Annotated in this window: 1 protein-coding gene and 1 pseudogene; both read left to right on the forward strand. The window is 29.6% G+C overall.

From position 1 onward, the window contains the following. Positions 1-150 precede the first annotated feature (150 nt). Positions 151-300: pseudogene (locus D8802_RS10465) on the forward strand (plasmid mobilization relaxosome protein MobC); the annotation flags it as partial. After that, positions 287-1,877 (forward strand): SAG1250 family conjugative relaxase (locus D8802_RS09915; RefSeq protein ID WP_125395723.1); only part of this gene is annotated, 1,591 nt, incomplete at its 3' end. The pseudogene D8802_RS10465 and the gene D8802_RS09915, both read left to right, overlap by 14 nt.

Raw genomic sequence — 1,877 nt, forward strand, 5'->3', positions numbered from 1 at the left:
TAAACAAACTGGTTTCGAAAAAGCGTGGAAGTAGCCTTACAGGTGTGATGGTCTCTGCTATAGTTGGTGGAATTACTTTTTTCACACTTTGGCAAGATGACGATTTCAAAGATATTTTAGTGGAAGAAAGAAAACGAGGAGAAAATAATTAAAATGGCCAGAAGCATCAATTATTCGAATTTAATAACGGAAGTTGAATTAAATGAGTTGAGAAAAGGTATAGAAGAGTTAATAGTAGAAGTGGAGAAAGATTTTCTTATTCAATCTGAAAAATTGAGGAAATTTTATGGTCATCACTAAACACTTTGCTATTCATGGAAAAAATTATCGTAGTAAACTAATCAAATATATTTTGAATCCAAGTAAAACAAAAAATCTAACACTAGTTTCAGATTTTGGTATGAGAAATTATTTAGATTTTCCTAGTTATAAAGAACTAGTGAGGATGTACAATGATAATTTTTTAAGTAATGATACTCTTTATGAATTTCGTCATGATAGGCAAGAAGTAAATCAACGAAAAATTCATTCTCATCACATCATTCAGTCCTTTTCTCCAGATGACCACCTCACTCCTGAACAAATCAATCGGATTGGTCAGGAGACAGTTAAAGAGTTGACAGGAGGTAGATTTCGTTTCATTGTAGCAACTCATGTCGATAAAGATCATATCCACAATCACATCATCCTAAATTCAATTGATCAGAATTCTGATAAAAAGTTTCTATGGGATTATAAGGCAGAACATAATCTACGAATGGTTTCTGATCGTCTTTCAAAAATTGCAGGGGCAAAAATTATAGAAAATCGTTATTCGCATCGTCAGTATGAAGTTTATCGCAAAACAAATTTCAAATATGAAATAAAACAACGAGTATATTTTCTAATCGAGAACTCGAAAAATTTTGAAGATTTCAAGAAAAAAGCAAAAGCTTTACATTTAAAAATTGATTTTAGACACAAGCATGTTACTTTTTTTATGACTGATTCAAATATGAAACAAGTCGTACGTGATAGTAAATTGAGTAGAAAACAACCTTATAATGAAACTTATTTTAAGAAAAAGTTTGTTCAAAGGGAAATCATAAACATCTTAGAATTTTTACTTCCAAAAATGAAGAATATGAATGAATTGATTCAACGAGCAGAATTTTTTGGATTAAAAATAATTCCGAAACAAAAACATGTTCTATTTGAATTTGATGGGATTAAGATTTCAGAGCAGGAATTGGTAAAAACGAATCGGTATAGTGTTAGTTATTTTCAAGACTATTTTAATAACAAAAATGAAACTGTTGTCTTAGATAATAAAAATTTAGTTGAACTTTACAATGAAGAAAAGCTAATTAAAGAAAAAGAGTTGCCGACAGAAGAGGTGGTATGGAAATCCTATCAAGATTTCAAGAGAAATAGGGATGCAGTTCATGAGTTTGAGGTAGAGTTGAATCTTAATCAAATAGAAGAAGTAGTGGACGATGGAATGTACATTAAGGTACAGTTTGGCATCCGACAAGAAGGACTTATTTTTGTACCAAATATTCAGATTAATATGGAAGAGGAAAAAGTTAAAGTATTTATCAGAGAAACTAGTTCTTACTATGTATACCATAAAGATTTAGCAGAAAAAAATCGCTTTATTAAAGGTAAAACTTTGATTAGACAATTTAATCTTCAGTATGAACCACAGTATATGTATAGAAGAATTCCTCTTAGCAAAATTAAAGAAAAAATAGAACAATTAGATTTTCTTATATCTGCGGAAAATAGTCCGCATGATTTTGAAGATATAACAAATGATTTCATTGCCCAAATATCATATCTAGAGAATATGATTGAACAAGTCCAAAATAAAATTGATGATTTAACTAGTTTAGAGG

The organism is Streptococcus oralis, from assembly GCF_003943395.1.
Taxonomy (GTDB): domain Bacteria; phylum Bacillota; class Bacilli; order Lactobacillales; family Streptococcaceae; genus Streptococcus; species Streptococcus oralis_BF.